The organism is Sphingomonas faeni, from assembly GCF_040407495.1.
GTDB lineage: Bacteria > Pseudomonadota > Alphaproteobacteria > Sphingomonadales > Sphingomonadaceae > Sphingomonas > Sphingomonas faeni_D.
This window is the reverse complement of sequence record NZ_JAPZPP010000002.1, coordinates 296,741-320,302: the sequence shown is the minus strand read 5'-3', so window position 1 is coordinate 320,302 and position 23,562 is coordinate 296,741. Positions and strand designations below refer to the sequence as shown.

Below are 23,562 nucleotides of genomic sequence, written 5' to 3'. Positions count from 1 at the left end.
ATGGCTCGTTCAGTCTGGAAGGGCCCTTTCGTGGACCTTCATCTGCTCAAGAAGGCAGAAACCGCCCAGGACACCAACGCGCGTTCGCCGATCAAGACCTGGTCGCGTCGCTCGACGATCCTGCCGTCGTTCGTGGGTCTCACGTTCAACGTCTATAACGGCCGCAAGTTCGTGCCCGTCTCGGTCAACGAAGACATGGTCGGCATGAAGCTCGGTGAGTTCGCGCCCACGCGCTACTTCCCCGGCCACTCCGCCGACAAGAAGGGCAAGCGCTGATGTCTAAGCAAGTCAGCCCGCGCAAGGTCGCGGACAACGAGGCGCTTTCGGTCGGTACGCAGATCCGTGGTTCCGCGCAGAAGCTCGGCCTCGTGGCTGCGCTGATCCGTGGCAAGAAGGTCGGCGATGCGATGAACATCCTCGCCTTCTCGACCAAGGGCATGGCAATCGAAGCGCGCAAGGTGCTGGCCTCGGCCATCGCCAACGCCGAGAACAACCATAACCTCGACGTCGACGCACTCGTCGTCGCCGAGGCTTCGGTCGGCAAGTCGATCACGATGAAGCGCTTCGCTACCCGCGGCCGCGGCAAGTCGACCCGCATTCTCAAGCCATTCAGCCGTCTGCGCATCGTCGTGCGCGAGCAGGAAGAAGCATAATGGGTCAGAAGAGCAACCCCATCGGTCTGCGTCTGCAGATCAACCGTACCTGGGATAGCCGCTGGTACGCCGAAGGCGCCGACTATGGTCGGCTCCTGCTCGAGGATCTCAAGATCCGCGCATTCATCATGAAGACGCTGCCGCAGGCCGCGATCTCCAAGGTGGTCATCGAGCGTCCGGCCAAGCTGGCCCGTATCTCCATCTTCGCTGCACGCCCCGGCGTGATCATCGGCAAGAAGGGTGCGGACATCGAGAAGCTGCGTTCGACGATCGGCAAGATGACGTCGTCGACCGTGTCGCTGAACATCGTCGAGATCCGCAAGCCGGAAGTCGATGCGCGTCTCGTCGCGCAAGGCATCGCCGATCAGCTCGAGCGTCGTATTGCCTTCCGTCGCGCCATGAAGCGTGCGGTCCAGTCGGCGATGCGTCTCGGTGCCGAGGGCATCCGGGTGAACTGCGGTGGCCGTCTTGGCGGCGCCGAAATCGCACGGTCGGAGAGCTATCGTGAGGGTCGGGTTCCGTTGCACACGCTGCGCGCGAACATCGATTATGCCGAGGCTACGGCGCACACGTCCTACGGCGTTTGCGGCGTGAAGGTCTGGGTCTTCAAGGGCGAGATTCTCGGCAACGATCCGACGTCGTACGACCGCATCATGATGGAGGCTCAGACCTCCGGCGTGCGGCCGCAGCGCGACGATCGTCGCTAAGGGGCAGGAACAGACATGCTGCAACCAAAAAAGACCAAGTTCCGGAAGGCCTTCAAGGGCAAGATTTCGGGCGACGCCAAGAGTGGCTTCTCGCTCAATTTCGGCTCCTACGGCCTCAAGGCGATGGAACCCGACCGGATCACCGCACGCCAGATCGAGGCGGCCCGCCGCGCGATCACGCGTCACATGAAACGCCAGGGGCGTTTGTGGATCCGCATTTTCCCAGACCTTCCGGTCTCGGGAAAGCCAGCCGAAGTCCGCATGGGTAAGGGCAAGGGCGCGCCGGAATACTGGGCCGCTCGCGTCAAGCCGGGTCGGATCCTGTTCGAGCTCGACGGCGTCGACGGCAAGATCGCCGCCGAGGCGTTCGAGCGGGCGGCCATGAAGCTGCCGATCAAGGTAAAGGTCGTTGCCCGCCTGGGCGACACCTCGCATCTGGGAGGCGAGTAAGATCATGGCTCGTATCGACGACATGAAGACCAAGAGCGACGACCAGCTGTCGGAGTCGCTCGGCGAACTGAAGCGCGAGCAGTTCAACCTGCGCTTCCAGGCCGCCACGAACCAGCTCGAAAAGCCGAGCCGCGTTCGTGAGGTCCGCCGCGACATCGCTCGCATCAAGACCCTCCAGGCGCAGCGCACCACCGCCGCGCCTGCGAAGTAAGGAAAATATCATGCCGAAGCGCGTGCTGACCGGTCTGGTCGTGTCCGACAAGGGCGACAAGACGGTGGTCGTGAACGTCGAGCGTAAGGTGAAGCACCCGCTCTACGGGAAGATCATCCGTCGCTCGAAGAAGTATCATGCTCATGACGAGAGCAACGAGTTCAAGCAGGGCGAGACCGTGCGGATCGAAGAGACCGCACCGATCTCCAAGCTGAAGACCTGGAAGGTGATCGAGCGGGTCAACACCCACGCGACGCCAGAGCGGGCTTCGGCCGAGGGCTGAATCAAACACGAGGGCAGGGGGGCAACTCCCTGCGCTCTTGTTTTCGTAAACTGGAACGGCTAAGCGGCCGCTCCTCCCCGTTGCGGTTCGTCCGTGGCGGGGTGATTTTTTAGGCGGGGTTCGGTCGGTATCGACCCCAGAGACAGAGAAGGGATACGGATCCATGATCCAGATGCAGTCCAATCTCGACGTCGCTGACAACAGCGGCGCGAAGCGGGTGCAGTGCATCAAGGTGCTTGGGGGTTCCAAGCGTCGTGTTGCAGGCGTTGGCGACATCATCGTCGTCAGCATCAAGGAAGCGCAGCCACGTGGCCGTGTGAAGAAGGGCGACGTTCACCGCGCGGTGATTGTGCGTACCGCCAAGGATATCCGCCGTGCAGACGGTACGGTCATCCGCTTCGACGGCAACGCCGCGGTGCTGGTCAACAAGAACGAGGAGCCGATCGGCACCCGTATCTTCGGCCCAGTCGTTCGCGAACTGCGCGGCAAGAAGCACATGAAGATCATCAGCCTCGCGCCGGAGGTGCTGTAATGGCGTCGCAGCGTATCAAGAAGGGTGACAAGGTCATCGTCCTGTCCGGCAAGGACAAGGGCAAGACCGGTGAAGTCACCGTCTCCATGCCGAAGACCGACAAGGTCGTCGTATCGGGCGTCAACATCGCCGTGCGCCACACCAAGCCGACTCAGGGTGACCCGCAGGGTGGCCTGATCCGCAAGGAAGCACCGATGCACGTTTCGAAGGTCGCGCACGTGACCGCAGACGGCAAGCCGACCCGCGTCCGCTTCGAGGAGCAGGACGGCAAGAAGGTCCGCGTCGCCGTCAAGACCGGGGAGAAGATCAATGGTTGATCAGAACACTGGCGCTGAGAACACCGGCACCGAGGCCGTCTACGTCGCGCGCATGCGCAAGCTGTACGACGAGACGATCATCAAGGCGATGACCGAGAAGTTCGGGTACAAGAACGTCATGGAGATCCCGCGGCTCGACAAGATCGTGCTGAACATGGGCGTCGGCGAAGCCACGCAGGACAAGAAGAAGGTCGACCAGGCTGCTTCCGAAATGGAGCTGATCGCCGGCCAGAAGCCTGTCGTGACGAAGGCCAAGAAGTCGATCGCGCAGTTCAAGCTGCGTGAAGGCATGCCGATCGGCGTGAAGGTCACCCTTCGCCGCGAGCGCATGTACGAGTTTCTCGACCGTTTCATCACGATCGCTCTTCCCCGCGTCCGCGATTTCCGCGGGCTCAACCCGAAGAGCTTCGATGGCCGCGGCAACTATGCCTGCGGTATCAAGGAGCAGATCGTGTTCCCAGAAATCAGCTATGACCGGGTCGACAAGGTCCGTGGCATGGATGTGATCGTGACGACGACCGCAAAGACGGACGACGAGGCTCGCGAGCTTCTCCGTCTGTTCGGTTTCCCGTTCCCGATCGAAGACGACGCTGCCGACGAGAAGAAGGCAGCTTAAGTAACGCCCTCTCCCCTCGGGGAGAGGGTTGGGGTGAGGGGGAGTGAGTCTCCCTCGCCCCGCCCGAAAACTGGAGGCGCGGTCCTGCTGGGCTGCCCCTCACCCCGACCCTCTCCCCGGAGGGGCGAGGGGGCAGAAGAAAGAAAGAACTTAAGTCGATGGCGAAACTGAGTTCAGTCAACAAGAACGAGCGCCGCAAGCGCATGGTCAAGCAGTATGCCCCGAAGTACGCGGCACTGAAGGCGATCGCAGCGGACAAGACGCTCGACGATGGTGAGCGTCTGATCGCTCGCCTCAAGATGGCGGCACTGCCGCGCAACGCGAACCCGACCCGCATCCGTAACCGGTGCGAGCTGACCGGTCGCCCGCGCGCCTATTACCGCAAGTTCCGGCTCTGCCGTATTCAGCTGCGCGATCTGGCCAACAAGGGCCTCATCCCCGGCGTCACGAAGTCGAGCTGGTAAGGACTAAATCATGGCAGTGACCGATCCCCTGGGTGATTTGCTCACCCGTATCCGTAATGGCCAGCGCGCGAAGAAGGACTCCGTCCTTACGCCGGCGTCGAAGCTGCGCGTCCGCGTGCTCGACGTTCTGCAGCGCGAAGGCTATATCCGTGGCTATAGCGAAGAGCAGATGGGCCCCGCGGCCGGCCTTCGCATCGAGCTGAAGTATTTCGAGGGCCAGCCTGCGATCAAGCATGTCGCGCGCGTCTCGAAGCCCGGCCGTCGCGTCTATTCCGGCTCGCAGGAACTCCCGCGCGTCCGTAACGGCCTCGGCATCACCATCGTCTCGACGCCCCGCGGCGTGCTTTCGGATTCCGAAGCACGCGAGCAGAACGTCGGCGGCGAAGTCCTCGCGGAGGTGTTCTGATGAGCCGCATTGGTAAGAAGCCGGTCACCGTACCGGCAGACATTACGCCGACCATTGAGAACAAGCAGCTGACGATGAAGGGCCCCAAGGGTACCCTCAAGATGCCGCTTCGTGACGAGATCAGCTACACGATCGAAGACGGCGGCATTTCGGTGCAGCCGGCCAACGACACCAAGCGCGCTCGCGCGTTCTGGGGCATGCAGCGGACCATGGTGCAGAACCTGGTCACCGGCGTGTCGGAAGGCTTCACCAAGAAGCTGCTGATCACCGGCGTCGGCTATCGTGCCGCAGCGCAGGGTCGCAACCTCAAGCTGCAGCTCGGCTACAGCCACGACGTCAACATCGACGTGCCGGAGGGGATCGAAGTGAAGACCCCCGACAACACGACGATCGAGATCTCGGGTTCGGACAAGCAGATGGTCGGTCAGCTGGCCGCGGAAATTCGTCAGTGGCGCAAGCCCGAGCCTTACAAGGGCAAGGGTATCAAGTACGACGGCGAGTTCATCTTCCGCAAGGAAGGGAAGAAGAAGTAATGACCAAGGGACTTTCTCTTTTCGCCAAGCGGCGCCGCCGCAACCGTACCGCGCTCCGCGCACGTGCAGGCACCCGTCCGCGGTTGTCGGTGCATCGTTCTGGCAAGCACATCTATGCCCAGGTGATCGACGATGCCGCTGGCACGACGGTCGCATCGGCCTCGACGCTGGAGAAGGACGTGCGCGGCACGTCCGGCGCCAACATCGACGCGGCGACTTCGGTCGGCAAGCGCGTTGCCGAGGCTGCCAAGGCAGCGGGCGTGACCCAGGTCGTGTTCGATCGCGGCGGCTTCCTCTACCACGGTCGCGTGAAGGCTCTTGCCGATGCCGCACGCGAAGCCGGATTGGAGTTCTAAGACATGGCTGACGAAAACAACACGCCGGCAGTAATCGCTCCCGAGACGACCGCACAGGACGTCACGGCTCAGAATGTCCCGCAGAGCACTGGCTACCAGGGCAACAACGGTGGCGGTCGCGGTCGCGGCGGTCCCGGTGGCGGCGGCGGCGGCGGTCGTGGTGGCCCCGGCGGCAACCGCAGCGGTGGCCCGGGCGGCAACCGCGGTGGTCGCGACGGCGGTCGCGGTCGCGACAATCGTGGCGGTCGTCCCGGTGCGGACGATGGCGGCGAAGAGCTGATCGAGAAGCTGGTGCACATCAACCGCGTCTCGAAGACGGTCAAGGGCGGTAAGCGCTTCGGCTTCGCAGCACTCGTCGTCGTCGGCGACGGCAAGGGTCGTGCAGGCTTCGGTCATGGCAAGGCACGCGAAGTGCCGGAAGCCATCTCGAAGGCGACGGCTGCTGCCAAGAAGAAGATGGTTCGCGTTCCGTTGAAGGACGGTCGCACGCTGCATCATGACGGCAACGGTCACTTCGGTGCCGGCAAGGTCACGCTGCGGTCGGCGCCTCAGGGTACGGGCATCATCGCCGGTGGCCCGATGCGCGCAGTCTTCGAATCGCTGGGCGTTGCGGACGTTGTGACCAAGTCGGTCGGCACGTCGAACCCCTACAACATGATCCGCGCCACGTTCGAGGCCCTTGGCGAGCAGACCTCGCCCAAGGCCGTCGCACAGCGTCGCGGCAAGAAGATCGCCGACCTGCTCGGCCATGGTGGTTCGAAGACCGCCGAGGCCGATGCAGCTGCGATCACGGAGTAAGCGATCATGGCAACCATCAAGATCACGCAGACCGGTTCGCCGATCCGCCGCGAGAAGGATCAGCGCGCAACGCTGATCGGTCTCGGTCTCAACAAGATGCACAAGACCCGCGAGCTGGAAGACAGCCCAGAGGTCCGCGGCATGATCCGCAAGGTGCAGCACATGGTATCCGTCGAAGGCTGAGCCTTCACGCTACCTAGTGACAAATACGGGGAAGGGGGCTAACGGCCCCCTTTCTTATTACAGATTCTATCCAACCAGCGCGTAACAAGCGAAAGCGAGTGCATTACCATGAAGCTCAACGAACTCCGCGATAACGAAGGTGCCCGTAAGTCCAAGATGCGCGTCGGACGCGGCATCGGCTCGGGCAAGGGCAAGACCGCAGGCCGCGGCCAGAAGGGCCAGAAGAGCCGCGAGGGCGTGTCCATCGCCGGCTTCGAAGGTGGCCAGATGCCACTGCACATGCGTCTGCCTAAGCGCGGCTTCAACAACATCTTCCGCAAGGACTTCGCAGAGGTCAATCTCGGCGCGATCCAGCTTGCGGTCGATGCCGGCAAGATCGAGGCGAACGCCACGCTCGACCACGACGCGCTGAAGGCCGCTGGCCTGGCGCGCGGCGGCAAGGACGGCGTCCGCCTCCTCGCCAAGGGCGAGCTGACCACGGTCCTCTCGTTCACCGTCGACGGCGCGTCGAAGGGCGCGATCGAAGCGGTCGAGAAGATCGGCGGCAAGGTCGAGGTGATCCACTTCGTCCCCGCAGCCGAGAAGGCTGCCGCCAAGAAGGGCGTGAAGTACAAGGAGCGTGCGGCGCACAAGGCGTCGTTCAAGGCTTAAGCCGAACTAAAGGGGGTGGGTGCGAAAGCGCTGGCCCCCTTTTTATTTACCTGACCTGGCGTATTCCCGTCGCCCACTTCTGACCTGTCGCCGTTCAGCGATTTCCCTTCCTCCGTTCGCACTGAGCGATGTCGAAGGGTACGTCACTTGGGGCAATGTCCTTCGACTTCGCTCAGGACGAACGGGGCATGGGGCGACCGGAAGTAGCCTTAGCCATTAGACAAGCGCGCCCGTGCGCCTATATGAGCGGCGGGGGCGGTCACAACGCATCCCGCCTTCTTTGTTTCCAGGACGATCACACGCATGGCATCCGCAGCCGACCAGATGGCGCAAAGCATCAGCCTTTCGAAATTCGCGAAGGCGACCGACCTCAAGAAGCGGTTGTGGTTCACGATCGGTGCGCTGATCATTTTCCGCCTGCTCAGCTATGTCCCGCTGCCGGGTGTCGACCCGACCGCGCTCGGCCTGCTCTCGCAGCAGACGCAGGGCGGCGTGCTCGATTTCTTCAACACCTTCTCGGGTGGTTCGCTCAGCCGCATGTCGCTGATCGCGCTCGGCGTGATGCCTTACATCACCGCCTCGATCGTGGTGCAGCTCGCGACTTCGCTGTCGCCGACGCTCGCCGCCATCAAGAAGGACGGCGAATCGGGCCGCAAGCGGCTCAACCAGTACACGCGCTACGGCACCGTCGGCCTGACCGCGGTGCAGGGCTATTTCATCGCCGTCGGCCTTGAGACGCTCGGCGCGGCACAAGGTATCCAGGCGGTCATCGAGCCCGGCATGATGTTCCGCGTCGCCGCGGTCATCTCGCTGATCGGCGGTACGATGTTCCTGATGTGGCTCGGCGAGCAGATCACCAGCCGCGGTATCGGCAACGGTGTCTCGCTGATCATCATGGCCGGCATCGTCGCGCATCTGCCCGTCACGCTCGTCAACCTGCTCGAAGGTGGCCGTTCCGGCTCGCTCGATCCGATCAAGCTGATCGGCATCGTCGTCGCGGTGGTCGTGCTGATCCTCTTCATCTGCTTCATGGAGCGCGCGCAGCGCCGCATCCTGATCCAGTATCCCAAGCGCCAGACGCAGCGCGGCATGCAGGCCGATCGCAGCCATCTGCCGCTGAAGATCAACACCGCCGGCGTGATCCCGCCGATCTTCGCGTCGTCGCTGTTGCTGATGCCGCTGACGATCTCGCAGTTCGCCGGCCAGCGTGTCGCGGGCGAATCGAAGTGGGGTGATTTCATCATCACCCTCAACCAGTACCTGCAGCACGGCTCGCCCGTGTACATGTTGCTGTACGGCGCCGGCATCATCTTCTTCTCGTTCTTCTACACCGCGGTCGTCTTCAACCCCGAGGAAACCGCCGACAACCTGAAGCGCAACGGCGGGTTCATTCCCGGCATCCGTCCGGGCAAGAACACCGAGAATTACTTCGATTACGTGCTGACGCGCATCACCGTGATCGGTGCGGCGTATCTGACGATCATCTGCCTGTTGCCGGAATATCTGGTGACCGCGTTGCAGATCCCGTTCTATCTTGGTGGCACCAGCCTGCTGATCGTCGTCAACGTGACGATGGACACGGTGACGCAGATTCAGTCGCATTTGCTGGCGCACCAGTATGGCGATCTGATCAAGAAGGCGAAGCTCAAGGGCAATCGACTTCGTTAAGTTGCGGGGCTAACCCGGTTTAATTCCTGCACGAACGAGGGGAGTGCGTTTCGTGAATATCATCCTTCTTGGACCGCCTGGCGCGGGCAAGGGCACCCAAGCCGCCACGCTCGTCAACGAGCGCGGCATGGTGCAGCTTTCGACCGGCGACATGCTGCGTGCAGCGGTCGCCGCCGGAACGCCGGTCGGCCTCCAGGCAAAGTCGGTTATGGAGTCCGGCGGTCTCGTATCTGACGAGATCGTGTCGGGCATTATCGGCGAGCGTCTCGACCAGCCGGACACGGCGAACGGCGTTATCTTCGACGGCTATCCACGGACCGCGGCGCAGGCCGAAGCGCTCGACGGTCTGCTCGCCGATCGTGGTCGCACGCTCGACTACGTCATCGAACTGGGGGTCGACGAAGCCGCATTGATCGACCGCGTCGTCGGCCGCTACACCTGTGCCAAGTGCGGCACGGGCTATCACGACCGCTACAAGAAGCCGGTCGTAGCGGGCGTCTGCGATGTCTGCGGCTCGACCGAGTTCAAGCGCCGTCCCGACGACAATGCGGAGACGGTCCACAAGCGCATGGCCGAATACCGCGGCAAGACCGCGCCGATCCTGCCGATCTACGACGCTCGAGGCCTAGTCCACCGCGTCGACGGCATGGCCGACATCGCACACGTCGGCGCCGCAATCGCTGCGATCCTCGACAAGAAGTAAGTGTGTTCTCCCGAAGGCGGGAGCTCAGTTTAGACTCCCGCCTTCGCGCCCTACTTCCCGTCATTCCGGCGAACGCCGGGACCCACGGACACGGCGTACCAAGTGATTGCGGACTGCCACCACCTGCACCGCAACCATGGGTCCCGGCGTTCGCCGGGATGACGGGGGCGGGGGAACTCAACTCCGCAGCGCCTCGCGTTATCTCATAATCGCGCACTCATTCGCACTGCATGTGGAGTTATGTGCATCCCGCAATACGCATCAACATGACGCAATTGTCACCTCTCGGTCATCGCCCTGATTCCCACCCGATCCTAGAACCAACCCGTGGCCTGCAACGGCGACACAAGTTTCCAGAGATCGGTGCCCGTCACTCCCGGGGGTACCGTGGGGGCCGGTGGGAAGACTTCTTTCCGCCGGCCTTTCCGTTTATGAGGGCAGGAGATAGTGACCGATTTCGGTGGCAGGGAAGGTGATACCGCGTTGAGCCGCAAGATTTTGATCGTCGAGGACGATGCGTCGACATCCGCCTATCTTGCCAAGGGTCTGGCCGAAGCCGGGCACGCGATTGAAGCCTGCGCCGACGGCCGCGATGGCCTGTTTCTCGCCAGCGAGGGCATCTTCGACCTTATCATCGCAGACCGCATGCTGCCCGGCCTCGACGGCCTGTCGATGGTCAGCGCGATTCGCGCCGCAGGTATCGCCACGCCTGTCCTGATCCTCTCTGCGCTCGCCGCCGTCGACGACCGCGTCGATGGCCTGAAGGCCGGCGCCGACGATTACCTCTGCAAGCCCTTCTCGTTCGCCGAGCTATCCGCCCGGATCGAAGCCATGCTCCGTCGCTCCGACCGCGCCGCGACCGAGCCGCAAAAGACGAAGCTTTCGGTCGGCGACCTGGAGATCGACCTGCTCGCCCGCGCCGTCTCGCGCGCCGGCCGCTCGATCCCGCTCGGCGCACGTGAGTTCAACCTGCTTGAGTTCCTCGCCCGCCACGCCGGCCAGGTGGTGACGCGCACTATGATGCTCGAGAAGATCTGGAACTATCACTTCGACCCGGGCTCGAACGTAGTCGACGTCCATATCGGCCGCCTTCGCCGCAAGCTCGAGGACGGCTTTCCCACCCCGATCCTGCACACGGTGCGCGGGGCAGGATACCGACTCGCCGTCGAAGGCTGATCCGGGGTGGTAATCCGCTTTTCGGTAACCGCTCGGATCGCGTTGCTGTCGATCGCTCTGGCGCTGGTGTCCAACCTCGCACTGGTCGGCTTCGTCTGGAAGACCACCAGTGCCGATGCGATCGACGCGATCCGTCGCGAGACCACTGAACAATCCGAGGCCCTGCGCGCCGTGTGGCGCAGTGGTGGACTGACCGCGGTTCGGCAGGCGATCGACAGTGCCGTGGTTCCGGGTGACGTCTCGCTGGTACTGGCCGTGATCGATCCCAAAGGCCGCGCGGTTGTCGGCATTTCTCCCGCACGCCTGGCCGTACCGCTTCGCATCACGCAGTTCCGGATCGCGCGACTCGGCGCGGACGAACTCTGGTCGGCACGCGAGACCGGGTATGCGCTGCATCCGCTTGGTAATTACTGGCTGCTCACCGGCCGCAACCTCGACCTGATCGCTGCGGAGGAACGCGCGATCGAGCGGGCGCTGGCGGTGGCCGTGTTCCTGTCGCTGGCGCTCGGCGTGATCGGCGGGCTGGTCCTCACGCGCTACGTCAGCCGCCGTCTCGACGGTATCGCCAAGGCGATCGAAGCGGCAGGCGAGGGTGACCTTTCGCGGCGCGTCGACATGATCGCGGGTGGCGGCGATGCGTTCGATCGCCTTGCTGCGCGGCTCAACGTCATGCTCGGCAAACTCGAAGGCGTGATGGCCGAACTGCGGATCGTCACCGACAGTCTCGCGCACGACCTCCGTTCGCCACTCGCGCGCCTGCGCACCAAGACCGAGCAGGCGGTGCTGATCGCGGATCCGGACGCGCGCGAGGCTGCGTTAGGCGGTCTGCTGGTCGAGACCGACCTCGTGATGCGAATGTTGACGATGGTGATCGAGATCAGCCGTTCGGGATCGGTGTCGCGCGATCGTTTCATCGAGGTGTTGCCCGCGAACCTGCTCGAGGAGATCGGCGAACTCTACGAACCCGTCGCGGAGGACGCCGGCCTCGTCTTCACGATCGCGATCGATGACCGCCCGCCGCCGATGAAACTCCACCGCGAACTGATCAGCCAGGCGATCACCAACCTGATCGACAACGCGCTCCGCCACGGAGCCGGCGGGGGCGAAGTCACGCTTAGGATCGTCCACCGCACCGACGGGGTCGCGATCCAGGTCGAAGACCGCGGCCCCGGCATTGCCGCCGCCGACCGTGCGCAGGCGTTGAAGCGGTTTGGCCGGCTCGACAGCGCACGCTCCACACCCGGTGCCGGCCTTGGGATGGCGCTGATCGAAGCGGTCGCCCGCTTGCACGACGGTCGTTTCGAACTCGCCGACAACGCGCCGGGCTTGGTCGCACGCATAGTCCTCCCAGTCTGATCCTCCCCCGCAAGGGGGAGGTGGCTGGCGTTTGCCAGACGGAGGGGGAGGTAAGGGAAACTTGGGCTCCGTGTCCTCCCCCTCCGTCGCTACGCGCCACCTCCCCCTGGCGGGGGAGGATGATTAATTGCAATCGGTTGACCTCTACGGCGACCCCGGCGAGACCGTGCCCATGACGACGCTTGCCTCCCACCGCCGCATCCTCGCCGCCAGCCTGGTCGGCACCGCGGTCGAGTTCTACGATTTCTATATCTACGCGACCGCCGCGGCACTGGTGTTCGGGCCGCTGTTCTTTTCGGGACAGTCAGCCTCGGCGCAGTTGCTGCTGAGCTATGCGACGTTCGGATTGGCCTTCGTTGCACGCCCGGTCGGCGCGATCGTGTTCGGGCATTTCGGTGATCGAATCGGACGGAAATCGACGCTAGTCGCATCGCTGTTGCTGATGGGGGGATCGACCGTCGGTATCGCCTTCCTGCCGACCTATGCGCAGGTCGGCTGGATCGCCCCCGCGCTGTTGTGCCTGATGCGGCTGGGCCAGGGGCTCGGGCTTGGCGGCGAATGGGGCGGGGCGGCGCTGCTGGCGGTCGAGAACGCGCCGCCGCACCGCAAGAACACCTGGGGGATGTTCCCGCCGCTTGGTGCCCCGGTGGGCTTCCTCGCCGCCAACGGGCTTTTCCTGATCATCGGACTCGTGCTCGACGAGGCGCAGTTCCTCGCCTGGGGCTGGCGCATCCCGTTCCTGCTCAGCGCGATCCTGGTCGGGCTTGGCCTGTGGGTACGGCTCAAGTTGACCGAGACGCCCGCCTTCCTCGAAGCGGAGGCTACCGAGGCGCTCCCCAAGGTGCCGATTGCGACGCTCCTGAAGCATCATCTCCGCGCGACGCTGGCGGGCACGTTCGGTGTGATCGCATGCTTCGCGCTGTTCTATCTCGCGACCGCCTTCGCGCTTGGCTACGGCACCAAGACGCTCGGCTATTCACGCGAGGCTTTCCTCGGCGTCGAACTCGTCGCGATCTGGTTCCTCGCGGGCGGCGTGATCGTGGCCAGCGTGCTCGCGGACCGGCATTCCGCGGCGCGGATGCTCGCGATCGGGTTTGCCGGGTGCATCGGTGTCGGCGCGCTGATGGGACCGATGCTGGGCTCGGGATCGCTGTTCACGGTGTGGCTGTGGCTGTCGGGCGCGCTGTTCGTGATGGGGTTCGCGTACGGACCGCTCGGTGGGTGGCTGCCGAGCCTGTTCCCGGCGGGGGTGCGCTACACCGGCGTATCGATGACGTTCAACCTTGGCGGCGTGCTCGGCGGTGCGCTCGCGCCGATCGTCGCGGAGGCGTTGGCGCCGCATGGGTTGTGGCTGGTCGGTGGGTATCTGATGGCGGCCGGGGTGCTGAGCCTTGGCGGGCTGCTAATCCTTGGCCGCACGACCGATAGGTAGAATGCTCTCCCGCCTCTGCGGGAGAGCATGCCTTTACGCAGACACTGGCCGCAAGAGCGTCAGCCGCGCCTTGCCGTGCACGCGTGTGGCGTCGACCTCGAAGCCGGCCAGTTCGACGACCTCGGCCTTCGCCGTCTCCAGGCTGATCCACGTCGCTGGCCCGACCCAACCCAGTCGCGACAGCTTGTCGAGCGCGACCAGTCCGGCACCGGTGTTGTAGGGCGGATCCATCAGGATCACATCCAGCGGCGCCGGCGCGGGACCGAGCGCCATCACCGACGTCGCGCGGACGTCACCGCGGATTTCCAGCTTGGCGAGGTTCGCCTTCAGCGCGTCGACAGCCAGCTTGTCCGATTCGACGAACATGCACGTCGCCGCACCGCGCGAGAGTGCCTCAATCCCGAGCGCGCCCGAGCCGGCGAACAGATCGGCGACCGCCAACCCCTCGAAGCTTCCGACACGGCTCGTCAGCATCGAAAACAAAGTCTCGCGCATCCGGTCGGCGGTGGGGCGCGTGGAGTCACCCTTGGGCGCGACGATCGGGCGACCGCGCCATTGGCCTGCGATGATCCGCATCAGCGCTTCCCTCCACGTGGTGCACGGGGCGGATGACCGCGCCCTCCCGACGGACCCTTGCCCGGTGCCGTAGGACGACTGCCGCGTTCAGGCCGCGCCGGACCCTCCGATCGCACCGGCCGTGGCTCGGCACCCGGACGCCCGCTGGCACTCCGCGCCGCGCGCTTGTCGAGCGAGCTGCGCCCCCGCGAATCGTCGGCCTGCGGACGGAAGCCCCGCGGCTGCTCCTGACGCTGCACGGTAGCGCCGGCACCGACGCGCGACGGCGCCGCGCGCTCCCGCGGTGGCTTGGCGGCGCGGAAATGCTTGATCTTTGGGTTCGTGCTCAGCTCCTCGCCGCGATCCGCACGCTCCTGCCGCACATACGGCTTGGACGTCTCGCCACTCGTCGGCCGGGCGTGATGCGTTCCCGCCGGCCGCGCGGCATTGCGGATATCGGGCCGCGCCCAGGGATCGTTGACGTCGCCGCGCTGCATCGCCGCGGTCGGACGGATCCGCTCCGGACGTGCCGGTCGCGAAGGCCGATCGGTCGGTACCGCGCTGCTCGAAAAGCCCGAGCTTGCAGGCGCCGCATACGGACTGCGAACCGGCGTACGCACGCCAGCAGCCGGCCGCGTGCCCGAAACTGGACGCGCACCCTGCGCCGGCCGTGCCGCCGGCGCAGGCCGCGGCGCATTGCTGCCACGCTGGCTAGACCGCGCGCCGATCCCGGCCCCAGCACCGGCACTCGCGCTGATCCCGATATTCGCGCGTGCGCCTGGACCCTCCGGCCGTCCCTTCGCCAGCTCCTTCTGGAACGCGACGACGTCGTGCTGAAGCACTTCGCCGATCTGCCCGGGCGGCAGGTCGCCGAGCACGAACGGACCATAACGTGTCCGGATCAGCCGCGAGACCTGCAACCCGAGATGCTCCAGCACGCGGCGGACTTCGCGATTCTTGCCCTCGGTCAGGATCATCTCGATCCACACGTTCGCCCCGGTACGCCGCTCGATATTCGCGTTGATCGAGCCGTAGCGGACGCCTTCGATCTCGATACCCTCGATCAGTTCCTCGAGCTGCGGCTGCGTGATGTTGCCATACGCACGCGCGCGATAGGCACGCTCGACACCCGTTGCGGGCAGCTCGAGCTGGCGCTTGAGCCCACCATCGGTGGTCATCAGCAACAGCCCCTCGGTGTTGAGATCGAGCCGCCCGACCGGCACCAGCCGCGGCAGATCCTGCGGCAGGCGGTCGTATATCGTCGTACGGCCGGCGGGATCGCGCTCGGTGACGAGCAGCCCGGTCGGCTTGTGATACAGGAACAGCCGAGCCGAACTGGGTGCCTCGACCGGATCGCCATCGACCGTCACGCCGTTGAGGTTTCGCAGGATGGTCGCAGGTGTATCGAGAATGCTGCCGTTCAGCGCGACGCGGCCCTCGGCGATCATCCGCTCGATATCGCGGCGCGAGGCGATCCCGGCGCGCGCGAGCAGCTTGGCGATACGGTCGCCCTTGATCGGTGCGGCCGGCGTTTCGGGGGAGGTTGCGGGCGCGTCGTTCGACGGGCTGGCAGTCGGGTTATCGTCTTTTGAAGTCGTCATGGCGCGGCTGATACTATGGATCGGCGTCCAGCGCGAAAATATTTGCGACCGTTCGCCCGCAAGCGCGTTAGGACACGCGAGCGTAACGATCCTTCGTGCGCATCCGGGGGTCTTTCGGCGATGTTGTTCGGGAAGAAGAAGCGACAGATCGTCCGGCTCCTCGTGGTCGAGGACGAACCGCTGGTCGCGTTCGACACCGAATATTTCCTCACCGACGCGAAGTTCACGATCGTCGCGACGATCGACCGCGTCGCGGAGGCTTTGCCGATCCTGGCGAGCGACACGGTGATCGATCTGGTGCTGGTCGACGTGAACCTAGCGGACGGCTCCGGCATCGACGTCGCACGCGCGGCACAGGCCCGCGGCGTGCCAGTGATGTTCGTGACGGGAAGCTGCCCGGTCGAGGCGACTACGTTGGCCGCGGGCTGCATGGCCAAGCCGTACATGCCGCGCGACCTGATCGCCGCGATCGAGGCGATCGAGGCAATGCTCGGTGGCCGCAAGCCGACACGCGTACCGTCTGGCTTCACGTTGTTTCCGCGGACGGCGTGACGTTTCCCCACGCTCCGTCGCCTGACGGGTAGCGCATCCACAATTTCCCGTTAGGGTCCGCGCAAGCGAGTGGGAGCGTAAGTGCGATGAACGGAACCGTAGGCAAGCGCTGGAGCGACGGCTTCCGGCCATATGCGGAGAAGGCGCCACTGGCAGCATTGGCGCTCGGCATATCCTCGGGCTTTCCGTATGCGATGATCGGCGCGACGCTGACGACGCGGCTGGCAGCCAGCGGTATCGACAAGAAGACGGTGACGGCGTTCAGTCTCGCTTTCCTCGTCTACAACCTGAAGTTCCTGTGGGCGTGGGTGGTCGACGGCGTTCGGCTGCCGATCATCGGGAGGCTGGGCCAACGTGTTTCGTGGCTGATCGTGACCGCCGCGCTTGTCGTCGCGGCGGTGATCAATCTCGCCTTGGTCGACCCTGCCGCGAGCATTGCAGCGACAGCAACCGCGGCGATCCTGGTCGGCGCGGCTGGGGCAACCTTCGACGTCGTGATCGACGCATTCCGGATCGAGACGCTCGAACCGCGCCAGTTGGGCGTCGGGTCGGGCATGAGCCAATATGGCTGGCGGATCGGATCGGCGGGTTCGGGGGCGTTGGCGCTGGTGGTCGCCGAACGCGCCGGCTGGAACGCGGCCTATCTGGCGTGCGTCGTCTTTGCATTGCCCGCGGTATTGGCGGGCTTGGCGCTGGGCGAGCCCGAACGCCGCCGTCCGCCCATCGAACGCCGCGGTCTTGCGGAGGGCTTTCGCGCGATCTGGGGGCCGTTCGTCCAGTTCTTCTCGCGCGAAGGGGCGTTCATCGTCCTCGCCTTCATCCTGATTTTCAAGGTCGGCGACACGCTCGCCAATCTGACGCTGCGGCTGCTGTTCGATGACCTTGGTTTCACCGGCGACGAGATCGCGTTCTACGATGTCGGGATCGGTTTCATCGCCTATCTGGTGGGCATCTTCATCGGTGGCATCCTGTACGCGCGGATGGGGATGAAGCGATCGGTGCTGCTGTCGCTGGTGCTGATGGGCGTCTCGAACCTGTCGTTCGCGGCGCTGGCGGCGGCCGGGCACTCGAACTTCGGCATGGCGGCAGCGATCGGCTTCGAGAACGCGTCAAGCGGTTTTGGCGGCGTCGTCGTGATCGCGTACTTCTCGGCGTTGTGCGATCTGCGCTTCACCGCAGCGCAGTTCGCGCTGATCTCGGCGGCGGCAAGCATCGTCGGACGGATCGTCACCGGCACCACCGCCGGCGCGCTGATCGAGGCGTTCGGCTATGTCGATTTCTATCTACTGACGACCGCCCTCGCGCTGCCGGGCATCGTCCTGTTCTGGTGGATGAGCCGGTCGGGGATGATCGACCGTTCGATCGGCAGCGCGGGCGTCGAGGGTGAAGGCGACGCCCGCGCCGGCGATCCGGTCTAGCCCACCGCTACACCGTGATCGGGCGTCCCTCGTCGGCAAACGCCGCTGCGACCGCGGCGGCGCTGGCGAGGACGCCGTCGATGCGACGGACGCCGAGCAGGTCGGCCATAAGATAGCGTGCGATCTCGGGCGCAGTTTCGACGCGCGCGAGCACCGACAGCATCGCCGATTCCGCCGGCGTCATCCGCGCGCAGCAGCACGGGGCGATCGCGATCGTACCCGCCGACGTGCCGGCCAAGTCCGCCATCAGTGCCCTCAGCAGCACCAGCGGGCGACGGAAGCCTTGCCCGAACGCAGTGAACAGCGTGTGCGAAGCGCGGGCGTCGGCGAGGCCGTGCGCGCCCATCCGCCGCATCGCGAACAAGGCGATTCGCGCGTTTTCACAAGGCGGTAGCGCATGGGGCAGCAGCGAAGTCGCGCTGGCGATGGTCTGTGTCGACGCGGCCGTCGAGTTGGTCGTCGAATTGGGGCGGGTATCGGTCATTCACGCGACTCCGTGGTGGTGCCCACAAAGTCGCCCGTTGGTTATTGATAGTCAATAGCAATAAGAACTCAGTCCGGCGGTTGGTCGTTTGCGGCGAGCACTTCACCGGCGAGGTAGAGCGAACCGGCGATCAGCACGAGTTGCGGCTGGTCGGTTTGTGCGTCGATCGAGCCTAGCGCTTCACTGGGCGTGGCGGCTGTTCCGGCGGTCTTTCCGAACGATCGGGCGAGCGTCGCAAGTGCCTCGGGCGCGTGATGGGCGTGGCCGGGGACGGGGATCGCGATGACGTGGCCGATCGATGGCGACAGGATGCGAACCACCGCGTCCGCATCCTTGTTCGCGAGCATGCCCAGGATCAACGTAACCGGGCGGCCCTTGGCGAGCGTCCTCAGCGCGCGCGCGACCGGTTGCGCGGCGTTGGGATTATGTGCGCCGTCGAGCCACAATTCGCTGCCCTCGGGCAATCGCGCGAGCAGCGGGCCATCCGACAATCGCTGCATCCGCGCGGGCCAGTGCGCCCAGTCGGCGGCGGCGCGCATCGCCGCCTCGGGGATGTGCAGCGCGCCCTGGTGACGGAGCATCGCAATCGCGAGCGCAAGGTTGCGAGACTGGTGTGCGCCGACGAGGCGGGGGCGGTTGGTGACGACCGAAAAGCCGGTGTCCTCGTAGCGGACGGTCGATCCCGCGGTTTCGCTGCTCCAGGCGGTGCCGCGGGCGAACACCGGTGCGCCGGCGGAATTAGCGACCGCGGCGATCTTCGCGCGGAGGGCCTTGGAATAGTCCATCGTGACGAGTGGCACGCCAAGCTTGGCGATGCCTGCCTTTTCGCCAGCGATCTCCAGCAGCGTGTCGCCGAGGAACGACTGGTGATCGATGCCGAGCGCGGCGATGCCGGTGACGACCGGGTTGGAGATGACGTTGGTCGCATCGAGCCTGCCGCCGAGGCCCACCTCTACGATCGTCGCGGCGGCGGGCGTGCGCGCGAAGGCGAGGAAGGCGGCGGCGGTGGTGACTTCGAAGAAGCTCGCCTGGAGGTCGGCAGCGTGGTCGAGCACTTCCGACAGCAAGGTGGCCAGCAGGTCGTCTTCGATCAGCTTGCCCGCGAGGCGGATGCGTTCGTTGAAGCGGACGAGGTGGGGCGAGGAATAGACGTGGACGCTGTGCCCGGCAGCCTCGATCGCGGCGCGAAGGAACGCGCAGGTCGAACCCTTCCCGTTGGTGCCGGCGACGTGGAGCACCGGGGGGAGCTTAAGGTGGGGGTCGCCAAGGCGGCTCAGAAGCGCGGTGATGCGCTCGAGGCCGAGGATATCCGCGCCGGGCGACAGCGCGGTCAGCCGGTCGAGCTGCGCCTGAACTGCGGGCGAGGAGGAAACGGCGTGGTCGGGCATTCTTCTGGGCTCCCTCTCCCCTCCGGGGAGAGGGCTGGGGTGAGGGGCTGTACCGGGGCGCGGCGCTGCTGGGCTGCCCCTCACCCCGACTCTCTCCCCGGAGGGGAGAGGGAGTGCGTTACGCGGCCTCGCGCGCGCTGAGATACCCGATCACCGTACCGAGCTGCTCGCGCAGGTCCTTCCGGTGCACGACCATGTCGATCATCCCGTGCTCGAGATAATATTCCGACGTCTGGAAATCCTCGGGCAGCTTCTCGCGGATCGTGCTCTCGATCACGCGGCGGCCGGTGAACGCCAGCGTCGCCTTGGGCTCCGCGATCTGCACGTCGCCGAGCATAGCATACGCCGCCATCACGCCGCCCGACGTCGGGTCGGTCAGCACGACGATGTACGGCAGCCCGGCATCATGCAGCATCTGGATCGCGACCGTGCTGCGCGGCATCTGCATCAGGCTGAGGATGCCCTCCTGCATGCGCGCGCCGCCGCTCGCGGTGAAGATCACGTAGGGGACGCGGTCCTCGATCGCCGCCTCGACGCCGCGCACGAACGCCTCGCCGACGGCCAGGCCCATCGAGCCGCCCATGAAGCCGAAGTCCTGCACGCCGACGACGACGCGGTGGCCGTCGATCGCGCCGCGTGCGTTGATCAGCGCGTCCTGCTCGCTGTTGTCGGTGCGTGCCGCCTTGAGGCGATCGGTGTAGCGCTTCTGGTCGCGGAACTTGAGCGGATCCTCGGGCACTTTCGGTGCAGGGAGTTCGCTGCAGCTGCCCTCGTCGAACAGCTGCGCAAAGCGGATCTTCGGCCCGATGCGGTCGTGGTGATCGCATTTCGGGCAGACGTACAGATTGTCCTCGAGCTCCTTGGTGAAGACCATCTGCCCGCAGCCCTTGCACTTGTGCCAGAGATTCTCGGGCGTCTCGCGCTTCGCAACGAAGGGCAGGACGTTGCGGACGCTGTTGAGCCAGCTCATGCGGTTACTTTCCTTGCGCTCGCGACGGCATCAGCGAGAGACTTGATATAGGCGCGGACCGGCTCGGCCGCAGCGGCACCGTGCTGCGCGACGAGTTCGACGATCGCCGAGCCGACGACGACGCCGTCCGCAACCCGCGCGACATTGGCAGCCTGCTCGGGGGTGCGGATGCCGAAGCCGACCGCGATCGGGATATCGGTCTGGGCCTTGAGGCGAGCGACGGCGTCCTCGATCGAGGATTGCTGCGCCTGTTGGAGCCCGGTGATGCCGGCGACCGAGACGTAATAGAGGAACCCGCTGGCGCCATCGAGCACGGTCGGCAGCCGCGCGGCGTCGGTGGTGGGCGTGGCGAGGCGGATCAGGTCGATGCCGGCGGCGCGCAACTGAGGGCCGAGCGCATCGTCTTCCTCGGGCGGCACGTCGACGCAGATCACGCCGTCGACGCCAGCGTTGGCTGCGGCCTGCGCGAACCAGTCCGCGCCGCGCCGGAGCATCGGGTTGCCATAGCCCATCAGGACGAGCGGCACGTCCGGATGCCGCGCGCGGAACGCGGTAGCGGTCGCGAGGATATCCGCGGTGCGCGTACCTTGCGCGAGGCTGCGGATGTTGGCGGCCTGGATCGCGGGACCGTCGGCCATCGGATCGGTGAACGGCATGCCGAGCTCGATCGCGTCCGCGCCGCCCGCGACGAGTGCGTCTAGGATCGGGCCGGTCGCCTCGGTGGTCGGATCGCCCGCAGTAACGAACGCGACGAGCGCGGCGCGGCCGGCGGCGGCGGTGCGCGCGAAGGTGGCGGCGAGGCGGCTCACTTGCCCCCCTCCCGCAAGCGGGAGGGGCTGGGGGTGGGCGCCCGGCCTCCGCTAGCGTTGCGGTTGGCGAGAGTGGGACTCGAACCAGCGGTGTGGTCGGTGTTAGCGCGAGCCCACCCCCGCCCCCTCCCGCTTGCGGGAGGGGGGAAGGATGCGGCGATCATATCGACACCCCGAGCGCTTCGGCGACGGTGAAGATGTCCTTGTCGCCACGACCGCACAGGTTCGCCAAAATGATCTGGTCCTGCCGCATTTCGCGGGCCTTCTTCGTCACGGTGGCGATCGCGTGCGATGGTTCGAGGGCGGGGATGATGCCTTCGGTCCGGCACAGCAACTGGAACGCATCAAGCGCTTCGGTGTCGGTTGCGCTGTCATACTGGACGCGGCCAATGTCGCGCAGCCAAGCGTGCTCGGGGCCGATGCCCGGATAGTCGAGCCCGGCCGAGATCGAATGCGCCTCGGTGATCTGGCCGTCCTCGTCCTGCAACAGATAGGTCTTGTTGCCGTGGAGCACGCCGGGGAATCCGCCCGCGAGGCTCGCCGCGTGCTGCTTGTCCAGCCCATGGCCCGCCGCCTCGACGCCGAGCATCTGCACGTCGGCATCGTCGAGGAACGGATGGAACAGCCCGATCGCGTTCGAACCGCCACCGATCGCCGCGACCAGCAGGTCGGGCAGGCGGCCGATCCGCGACAACATCTGCGCGCGTGCTTCGGTGCCGATCACGCTCTGGAAATCGCGGACCATTTCGGGATACGGATGCGGGCCGGCGGCGGTGCCGATGATGTAGAAGGTGTCGTGAACGTTGGCGACCCAGTCGCGCATGCCCTCGTTCATCGCGTCCTTCAGCGTGTGCGCACCGCTGGTCACCGGGCGAACTTCGGCGCCGAGCAGCTTCATCCGGAACACGTTGGGCGCCTGCCGCTCGACGTCCTTGGCGCCCATGTAGATCACGCACGGCAGGCCGAAGCGCGCGCAGACCGTGGCGGTGGCGACGCCGTGCTGGCCCGCGCCGGTCTCGGCGATGATCCGCGTCTTGCCCATCCGCATCGCGAGCAGGATCTGGCCGATGCAGTTGTTGATCTTGTGCGCGCCGGTGTGGTTCAGTTCGTCGCGCTTGAACCAGACCTGTGCACCCATGCCCTCGGGGGCGGACTCGCGCAAAGCTTCCGTCAGGCGCTCAGCGTAATAAAGCGGGCTCGGGCGGCCGACATAATGTTCGAGCAGGTCGTCGAACTGCGCCTTGAAGGCGGGGTCGGCCTTGGCGGCACGGTACGCCTCGTCGAGTTCGAGGACGAGCGGCATCAGCGTCTCGGCGACATAGCGGCCGCCGAAGTCGCCGAAATGGCCGCGCTCGTCGGGTTGGGCGCGGTAGGAGTTGGGGGCGAGGGTTGGAGCGTTCATGACTGGGCGTTTAGCACTTCGTAAATCGCTGTCACCCCTTCCGTTTCCGCTAACTACCACCCCGGCGGAGGCCGGGGCCCAGTTGGAAAGGTCATAATGGCGGCCGCAGGGACTGTCACAGGTCTCCCCCACTTGGCCCCGGCGTTCGCCGGGGTGGTACTAGCGCGTGGCGACAGCTTTCAGGAACGCCGCGATCCTGGCTTCGTCCTTGGTGCCGGGTTCGCTTTCGACGCCGGACGACACGTCTACCAACTCTGCACCGGTGCGGCGGATCGCTTCCGCGACATTCGCCGGATCGAGCCCTCCGGACAGCGCCCACGGCAGCGGATGCCGGAACCTGTCGAGGAGGTCCCAGTCGAACCGCAAGCCCATCCCGCCCGGCAACGTCGCCGAGTCCGGCGTCTTCGCGTCGTACAGGATCCGGTCGGCGACTCCGACGAACCCGTGTGCCGCCTCGAGATCGCCGCGGGTGCGCACCGCAACCGCGACCCAGGTCTCGATCCCGAACTTCGCGCGGATCGCGGCTGCCCGCGGCGGTGTCACCTTGTGGAGTTGCAGCACGTCCAGCGCCGCCGAGCCGACCGCCTGTTCGAGCATGTCGTCCTCCGGGTCGACGAACACGCCGACCTTCGAGACATGCCCCGGTACGCGTGCGGCAAGTTCGGCGGCCTTGGCGAACGTCACGTGGCGCGGCGAGGCGGGGAAGAACACGAACCCGACATGGCTGGCCCCATGCCGGATAGCGGCGTCGAGCGTCGCGGTGGTCGAGAGGCCGCAGATCTTGGCGGTGGTCATGCTGGTTCCTCGGATCAGCACCACGACCCGGCATCCTGACAAAAGTCAGGATGCAGAGCCAATGGCGCTCGCGTTCGTTACTCTGCGTCCTGA

31 protein-coding genes are annotated in these 23,562 nt (G+C 65.6%); 23 read left to right on the top strand and 8 right to left on the bottom strand.

Translation table 11 applies throughout. The annotated features are described in order from the left end of the window. The 21 genes from rpsS to O6W96_RS06300 all read left to right on the top strand — a co-directional run bounded on the left by rpsS (position 1) and on the right by O6W96_RS06300 (position 13,495). On the top strand, positions 1-276 hold the full coding sequence (rpsS, locus tag O6W96_RS06400) for a 30S ribosomal protein S19 (protein ID WP_031393761.1): 276 nt from the start codon (positions 1-3) through the stop codon (positions 274-276). Continuing rightward, a complete protein-coding gene (gene rplV, locus O6W96_RS06395) occupies positions 276-653 on the top strand; it encodes a 50S ribosomal protein L22 (RefSeq protein WP_056047621.1) in 378 nt (125 codons plus the stop codon). The genes rpsS and rplV overlap by 1 nt, the downstream gene beginning before the upstream one ends. Beyond that, entirely contained in the window at positions 653-1,360 is a 708-nt protein-coding gene (rpsC, locus tag O6W96_RS06390) for a 30S ribosomal protein S3 (protein ID WP_055872646.1), read from the top strand. Before rplV ends, rpsC begins: the two co-directional genes overlap by 1 nt. 15 nt (positions 1,361-1,375) lie before the next feature. Further along, entirely contained in the window at positions 1,376-1,810 is a 435-nt protein-coding gene (rplP, locus tag O6W96_RS06385; RefSeq protein ID WP_031393758.1) for a 50S ribosomal protein L16, read from the top strand. Positions 1,811-1,814: 4 nt separating this feature from the next. Then, positions 1,815-2,021, top strand: coding sequence for a 50S ribosomal protein L29 (gene rpmC, locus O6W96_RS06380; RefSeq protein ID WP_093396863.1), 207 nt, complete (start codon positions 1,815-1,817; stop codon positions 2,019-2,021). A gap of 10 nt (positions 2,022-2,031) precedes the next feature. Continuing rightward, positions 2,032-2,304 carry a 30S ribosomal protein S17 gene (gene rpsQ, locus O6W96_RS06375; protein WP_031393756.1) on the top strand — a complete coding sequence of 91 codons (273 nt, stop codon included), beginning with the start codon at positions 2,032-2,034 and terminating at the stop codon, positions 2,302-2,304. A 163-nt stretch (positions 2,305-2,467) separates the two neighbouring features. Beyond that, positions 2,468-2,836, top strand: a complete 369-nt coding sequence (rplN, locus tag O6W96_RS06370) for a 50S ribosomal protein L14 (protein ID WP_031393755.1) — start codon at positions 2,468-2,470, stop codon at positions 2,834-2,836. Next, the gene (gene rplX, locus O6W96_RS06365; protein WP_056047623.1) at positions 2,836-3,153 is read left to right on the top strand and encodes a 50S ribosomal protein L24; all 318 of its coding nucleotides are present in this window, start codon (positions 2,836-2,838) and stop codon (positions 3,151-3,153) included. The genes rplN and rplX overlap by 1 nt, the downstream gene beginning before the upstream one ends. A 52-nt stretch (positions 3,154-3,205) precedes the next feature. Further along, entirely contained in the window at positions 3,206-3,769 is a 564-nt protein-coding gene (rplE, locus tag O6W96_RS06360; protein ID WP_082441396.1) for a 50S ribosomal protein L5, read from the top strand. A 158-nt stretch (positions 3,770-3,927) separates the two neighbouring features. Beyond that, on the top strand, positions 3,928-4,233 hold the full coding sequence (gene rpsN / locus O6W96_RS06355; protein WP_056015537.1) for a 30S ribosomal protein S14: 306 nt from the start codon (positions 3,928-3,930) through the stop codon (positions 4,231-4,233). A gap of 10 nt (positions 4,234-4,243) precedes the next feature. Continuing rightward, the gene (rpsH, locus tag O6W96_RS06350; protein WP_031393751.1) at positions 4,244-4,639 is read left to right on the top strand and encodes a 30S ribosomal protein S8; all 396 of its coding nucleotides are present in this window, start codon (positions 4,244-4,246) and stop codon (positions 4,637-4,639) included. Next, complete coding sequence (rplF, locus tag O6W96_RS06345; protein WP_353468789.1) at positions 4,639-5,172, top strand: 50S ribosomal protein L6; 534 nt, start codon at positions 4,639-4,641, stop codon at positions 5,170-5,172. Before rpsH ends, rplF begins: the two co-directional genes overlap by 1 nt. Then, a complete protein-coding gene (rplR, locus tag O6W96_RS06340) occupies positions 5,172-5,528 on the top strand; it encodes a 50S ribosomal protein L18 (RefSeq protein ID WP_031393749.1) in 357 nt (118 codons plus the stop codon). Before rplF ends, rplR begins: the two co-directional genes overlap by 1 nt. Before the next feature lie 3 nt (positions 5,529-5,531). Beyond that, on the top strand, positions 5,532-6,326 hold the full coding sequence (gene rpsE / locus O6W96_RS06335; protein ID WP_060524133.1) for a 30S ribosomal protein S5: 795 nt from the start codon (positions 5,532-5,534) through the stop codon (positions 6,324-6,326). Between the two features lie 6 nt (positions 6,327-6,332). Next, positions 6,333-6,509 carry a 50S ribosomal protein L30 gene (gene rpmD, locus O6W96_RS06330; protein ID WP_055872633.1) on the top strand — a complete coding sequence of 59 codons (177 nt, stop codon included), beginning with the start codon at positions 6,333-6,335 and terminating at the stop codon, positions 6,507-6,509. A 108-nt stretch (positions 6,510-6,617) separates the two neighbouring features. Further along, entirely contained in the window at positions 6,618-7,160 is a 543-nt protein-coding gene (gene rplO, locus O6W96_RS06325) for a 50S ribosomal protein L15 (RefSeq protein WP_056047631.1), read from the top strand. Positions 7,161-7,463: 303 nt separating this feature from the next. Next, on the top strand, positions 7,464-8,828 hold the full coding sequence (gene secY / locus O6W96_RS06320) for a preprotein translocase subunit SecY (protein WP_055872627.1): 1,365 nt from the start codon (positions 7,464-7,466) through the stop codon (positions 8,826-8,828). Positions 8,829-8,880: 52 nt separating this feature from the next. Then, positions 8,881-9,531 carry an adenylate kinase gene (locus tag O6W96_RS06315; RefSeq protein WP_353468788.1) on the top strand — a complete coding sequence of 217 codons (651 nt, stop codon included), beginning with the start codon at positions 8,881-8,883 and terminating at the stop codon, positions 9,529-9,531. Positions 9,532-10,014: 483 nt separating this feature from the next. After that, on the top strand, positions 10,015-10,707 hold the full coding sequence (locus tag O6W96_RS06310; protein WP_353468787.1) for a response regulator transcription factor: 693 nt from the start codon (positions 10,015-10,017) through the stop codon (positions 10,705-10,707). 6 nt (positions 10,708-10,713) lie between these two features. Next, positions 10,714-12,063 (top strand): sensor histidine kinase, encoded by a 1,350-nt coding sequence (locus O6W96_RS06305; protein ID WP_353468786.1) that lies wholly within the window; start codon positions 10,714-10,716, stop codon positions 12,061-12,063. 172 nt (positions 12,064-12,235) lie between these two features. Beyond that, complete coding sequence (locus O6W96_RS06300; protein WP_353469370.1) at positions 12,236-13,495, top strand: MFS transporter; 1,260 nt, start codon at positions 12,236-12,238, stop codon at positions 13,493-13,495. Between the two features lie 33 nt (positions 13,496-13,528). Here the strand turns inward: O6W96_RS06300 and rsmD are convergent, their stop codons facing one another. Continuing rightward, positions 13,529-14,071, bottom strand: coding sequence for a 16S rRNA (guanine(966)-N(2))-methyltransferase RsmD (gene rsmD, locus O6W96_RS06295; RefSeq protein ID WP_060524136.1), 543 nt, complete (start codon positions 14,069-14,071; stop codon positions 13,529-13,531). After that, entirely contained in the window at positions 14,071-15,651 is a 1,581-nt protein-coding gene (locus O6W96_RS06290; RefSeq protein WP_353468785.1) for a pseudouridine synthase, read from the bottom strand. Before O6W96_RS06290 ends, rsmD begins: the two co-directional genes overlap by 1 nt. A 120-nt stretch (positions 15,652-15,771) precedes the next feature. On the opposite strand from O6W96_RS06290, the gene O6W96_RS06285 reads away from it, so the two are divergent. Next, on the top strand, positions 15,772-16,203 hold the full coding sequence (locus O6W96_RS06285; RefSeq protein WP_093396871.1) for a response regulator: 432 nt from the start codon (positions 15,772-15,774) through the stop codon (positions 16,201-16,203). Between the two features lie 86 nt (positions 16,204-16,289). Continuing rightward, a complete protein-coding gene (locus tag O6W96_RS06280) occupies positions 16,290-17,621 on the top strand; it encodes an AmpG family muropeptide MFS transporter (RefSeq protein WP_353468784.1) in 1,332 nt (443 codons plus the stop codon). Between the two features lie 7 nt (positions 17,622-17,628). Here the strand turns inward: O6W96_RS06280 and O6W96_RS06275 are convergent, their stop codons facing one another. The 6 genes from O6W96_RS06275 to O6W96_RS06250 all read right to left on the bottom strand — a co-directional run bounded on the left by O6W96_RS06275 (position 17,629) and on the right by O6W96_RS06250 (position 23,469). Continuing rightward, on the bottom strand, positions 17,629-18,105 hold the full coding sequence (locus O6W96_RS06275) for a DUF6628 family protein (protein ID WP_353468783.1): 477 nt from the start codon (positions 18,103-18,105) through the stop codon (positions 17,629-17,631). Between the two features lie 68 nt (positions 18,106-18,173). Continuing rightward, positions 18,174-19,493: a bifunctional folylpolyglutamate synthase/dihydrofolate synthase gene (locus O6W96_RS06270; protein ID WP_353468782.1), complete on the bottom strand. Its 1,320-nt coding sequence runs from the start codon at positions 19,491-19,493 to the stop codon at positions 18,174-18,176. Positions 19,494-19,611: 118 nt separating this feature from the next. Next, positions 19,612-20,463 (bottom strand): acetyl-CoA carboxylase, carboxyltransferase subunit beta, encoded by an 852-nt coding sequence (gene accD, locus O6W96_RS06265; RefSeq protein WP_056486848.1) that lies wholly within the window; start codon positions 20,461-20,463, stop codon positions 19,612-19,614. Further along, the gene (trpA, locus tag O6W96_RS06260; protein ID WP_353468781.1) at positions 20,460-21,272 is read right to left on the bottom strand and encodes a tryptophan synthase subunit alpha; all 813 of its coding nucleotides are present in this window, start codon (positions 21,270-21,272) and stop codon (positions 20,460-20,462) included. Before trpA ends, accD begins: the two co-directional genes overlap by 4 nt. A 160-nt stretch (positions 21,273-21,432) precedes the next feature. Beyond that, complete coding sequence (gene trpB / locus O6W96_RS06255; protein ID WP_353468780.1) at positions 21,433-22,674, bottom strand: tryptophan synthase subunit beta; 1,242 nt, start codon at positions 22,672-22,674, stop codon at positions 21,433-21,435. Between the two features lie 159 nt (positions 22,675-22,833). After that, the gene (locus O6W96_RS06250; protein WP_353468779.1) at positions 22,834-23,469 is read right to left on the bottom strand and encodes a phosphoribosylanthranilate isomerase; all 636 of its coding nucleotides are present in this window, start codon (positions 23,467-23,469) and stop codon (positions 22,834-22,836) included. Between the last annotated feature and the right edge of the window lie 93 nt (positions 23,470-23,562).